This is a genomic window from Deltaproteobacteria bacterium, assembly GCA_012522415.1.
Taxonomy (GTDB): Bacteria; Desulfobacterota; Syntrophia; order Syntrophales; family JAAYKM01; genus JAAYKM01.
Genome location: JAAYKM010000059.1, coordinates 1 through 3,726, shown reverse-complemented (window position 1 = coordinate 3,726; position 3,726 = coordinate 1). Strand labels below are relative to the sequence as shown.

Sequence of the window (3,726 nt, the reverse complement as noted above, 5' to 3'; positions counted from 1 at the left end):
TTTCATCTGTGTAATTTGCAAGAAAAATAGGGGTTAAGGGTTAAAATCTTGCAAATTACATCGCATAAAAAATGATCATTGTCAATTAATATTAAATGGTTATGATGTTTTTCAGATACGACTAATGTCATGTCAACCGGAGTCGAATAAAAAAGAACCGCAAGATCTTCGTGGTGATTGTCACCCGCAAAAGATCAAGTTTAGAGAACGTGACCCCAGCATATAGATACAGGCAAACGGCATCGGCGGCTCATTTAACCCCTCGAAAGAGTCTTCAGACTCTTTCGAGGGGTCTCGTTTCGTCAAGCACACGTCCTTGAATTACCCTCCCATACCGTATCAAGCCAATTCAGTGTTCGTCCGTTGTTGCGGGCTTGCGGATGGCATATGAAAATTTTGTACGGAGAGAAGTTGTCCCGGACGTCCATGGCTGGTAATGAAATGAAAAACCCGCATATTTAGCGGGTCTCTTTTATTTTTACGGGATTGTCCCGGATCATGCAATGGTGCCGGAGCTCGGAATCGAACCGAGATGGGCGCAAGGCCCGGGGGATTTTGAGTCCCCTGCGTCTACCAGTTTCACCACTCCGGCAGAGGGTGTGCGATTATAACCGGGCAATGGGAAATGTCAAGAAAAATGTATTGACACCACTGAAAACGCCATGCTAAGGAGTCTCTTCCATTCGGCCGTGTGTAAATCTAAACTGTGGGGCTGTAGCTCAGCTGGGAGAGCGCTTGAATGGCATTCAAGAGGCCAGGGGTTCGATCCCCCTCAGCTCCACCATGACATAACCCCAGGATAGCCGGTAAAGTATAAAACCCGCTAAAAATAGCGGGTTTTTCCTGTCATTAGTCCAATAAAGTGCTAAGTTCATCAAAAGTCGGAGTGTTCGGGTATAGAATTTAAGCTCTCGTATGAGGTAAGTTAAAAACAACGGACACCAAATGTTAATATTTCCAATGTAAGGGGATGCGGAACGATCTTCGGTTAAGTCGCTTTCAGTGCGGGTCAGAACCGAAGAAAAGAACTCCATGGCCTCTGGTCGGCGTTGAGAGCAGCAAAAGGCTCGTAGTCCGTGTCCTTCTGACCTTCCCCCCGGAAACTGATCCATTTTCAAATAGAGTCCTTCCTGATAATAGGGAAAAAAAGTTTCAAAAAGCTGTCTAGGGGCGTGCTTAAGAAAGCGGCCGTGCACTGAAAGAGTCAAGAACAAATAATAATTGGAGAGGGCGAATTAAAATTGGCGGGTCGTGCAATAATCTCAGGGGGATAATTGACAAATCAAAGCTTTATACTTGCCGTATAGACGGCTAACAACGCTTTGCGTATCACGTTTACCATACCCGGATCAACATTGGCATAGCCGGCACAAAGATTGTCGATATCGCTTACATCCAATTTAACACCCACGCGACGATTTCGATATGCACCTCGCAGTATGGATTTCCTAACCGCTAGGCTGCGCCCCAGTAAATTAAGCATGACCGGCAGAGTCGTGCGATCAAGCAGCACCAAACGGTCGTCGTCCACCAGCACATCTGTACAACGCAACGATTCGTAATAATTTAACCGGTGAAGGCGCGCAATCAGTCGGCCATAACATTGCAAAAGTTCTCTGCGCCTTGCGTTTGTTGACATTAGAAGGTCTTGATCAAGACCGATACCGTTTACCGCACGCGTGACGAGGAAACCCTGTGAGATCTTGCCCCACTGATATGCTGTGCCTGCAACTGGGACCGGCACAACATCAAATCCCGCTTTCTGCAGGGCAATCAGATTTATGGCCTCCAGTTCCGGTGAAGAGATTGCCCTGCGACCATGAAGCCACTGGCGCATCGCAAATTCAGCAGATTCGAAAGCACAAACCTTGAGGAAACAGGATTCCCCGTTCCATACAATTTCTCTCATCTGAACCCTTTTCTCCTCGAGTGTAACGTTTTTACCAGGCCAGGACATCCAGGTTTCGAATGTCGGTAGCGAACAGCCGGTATCTGTAAAGGACATAACTCGCTGTTTCATTGAGGTTTCCAATGCTTTTCCATCGTTCCTCTTATCACTCCCGGTCCTTTTCCGACAGCCCATCCTCCCACATAGAAGAAGGGTTGACTTTTTTACCAAGTGAAGCAAGGAACCATGAACCATAATCGGAGGTGGATCAAGGGCAAGATCGTACTTATTTTTGTTTGAGCTTCTTCAACGCGCGGCCGGTCAAATTTGATACAGAGAAAAAAGGTCGCATGAGGCGCGATGAAATCGGCCAAGAAAAATTCCGTTGCCGGGCGAATTCAACGATCTCCCGAGGAAGGGCGGAACGGTCTGCAAGTAATTTGGCAAAATACAGAATTCGTCTTCTTCGATAAGCTTCAAGATCGAATACACCTGAATAAGGCTCGATCGACCCGGCAATATCTAATGTGGCAAGGGTTCGCAGGCATTTCCTGCAAGTCGAGCAGTTTATGTAACCGCTGGTGTTGTGACGGTTTACGCAAACGTCGAGTGATCGATAAGATTCAGGGACTTCGGATACGCGTAAAGTTTTTTCAACCCGGGTATATTCGCTGCCTACAGAAAAGGCGTCCAGCGTTTCGGTGGAGAGAAGCGGCAGAGCAATGGTATCGCTGTAGGCCGTAGATGAAGCGGGCCCTACGAAGACATGCCGATAATTATAGGCTGAGGCGTACATATAACGACCGATACCACCCTGGAGAAGGAGCGCCACGGAGGCATTACGCGGCGTATGAGTCCTTTCATAGCCGATGTTGCCCTGATAAAATTCGTCAAGATTGGAATTGATCATGATGAACGGAAGTCCAAGAGATTCCGCTACGGGTACGAGGCGGGCATGCCGTTCTCGAAACAGGCGTTCACCGCCTTTTCCGTGTGAACCGACATTATTGAAGAGGAGATGCGTAATTTTGAATCCATCCGTAACAGTCGAATCATAATGATCCGCCAGCGCGCAATAGGAATCAATGCCTCCGGAAAAACCGATCGCCACACCTTTGCGGCGAATCGTTTGATCTGTTGAAATCTCCTTCGCGTCAATTTTCACCTGACGAAGCGTCGGGATGATGCGCTGCAGCAATCTCTGATAGGGCCTCCTGAGGTTATGCAGAAGCTTTTCCGAAACCGCTCCCTCAATGCGAATGTCTTCGCCTTGTTGCATTGCCGGAATGAGAAGGGCTGCTAACGCTGCATCGCAAAAGTTCGAAACCAGATCACCGAATGATTCATCCAGACTATACCAGAGGGTTCCCTGGCCGCGGGCGGATTCCACGCTGACCTGGTAGAGTACGAGTTTATTTTCCCAGAGGAGTCGGGGGTTGCCGATCTTCATTTTGCGAACCTCATTTTTCCCGATATTTTGAACATCCTGATCAAGGCGGCCGGTGCGTTTGTTCCGCAGGCAGGTTGGAAACAAGGTGGGCCGGAGGCGCGAAGCAACTCATGTTCCGGATTGAGAACATCCGAAAATAAGGTCTCAAACATGAGAAGCGGCCTTCCTGGAATAGGTACTTTCATCTCCACCAATTACAGCATATTGAGGTCGGTCGTCAATAGCGGACACCAAAACTTTGGTCAGTACAGTACATTGCTCTTTGACAAAGTTTTTTTGAAACGCTGCAGGAGAAAGATACCCCAACCGCGCCTGTCGCCTTTTGCGATTGTAGAACATTTCAATATATTCAGTGATCTCTTTTTGGGCCTCCTGCGGAGTTGCATAT

At 48.0% G+C, this 3,726-nt stretch carries 2 protein-coding genes, 2 tRNA genes and 1 pseudogene; 1 reads left to right on the top strand and 4 read right to left on the bottom strand.

Annotated elements, in window-relative coordinates:
- Positions 1–504: 504 nt before the first annotated feature.
- A tRNA-Leu gene (locus tag GX147_05750) sits at positions 505–592 on the bottom strand.
- 116 nt (positions 593–708) lie between these two features.
- On the opposite strand from GX147_05750, the gene GX147_05745 reads away from it, so the two are divergent.
- A tRNA-Ala gene (locus GX147_05745) sits at positions 709–784 on the top strand.
- Positions 785–1,282: 498 nt separating this feature from the next.
- On the opposite strand, the gene GX147_05740 is transcribed toward GX147_05745, so the two are convergent.
- The 3 genes and pseudogenes from GX147_05740 to GX147_05730 all read right to left on the bottom strand — a co-directional run bounded on the left by GX147_05740 (position 1,283) and on the right by GX147_05730 (position 3,726).
- The gene (locus GX147_05740) at positions 1,283–2,020 is read right to left on the bottom strand and encodes a hypothetical protein (GenBank protein ID NLN60197.1); all 738 of its coding nucleotides are present in this window, start codon (positions 2,018–2,020) and stop codon (positions 1,283–1,285) included.
- Between the two features lie 154 nt (positions 2,021–2,174).
- The gene (locus GX147_05735; GenBank protein NLN60196.1) at positions 2,175–3,338 is read right to left on the bottom strand and encodes a hypothetical protein; all 1,164 of its coding nucleotides are present in this window, start codon (positions 3,336–3,338) and stop codon (positions 2,175–2,177) included.
- A gap of 267 nt (positions 3,339–3,605) precedes the next feature.
- Positions 3,606–3,726 (bottom strand): annotated as a pseudogene (locus tag GX147_05730) (IS3 family transposase).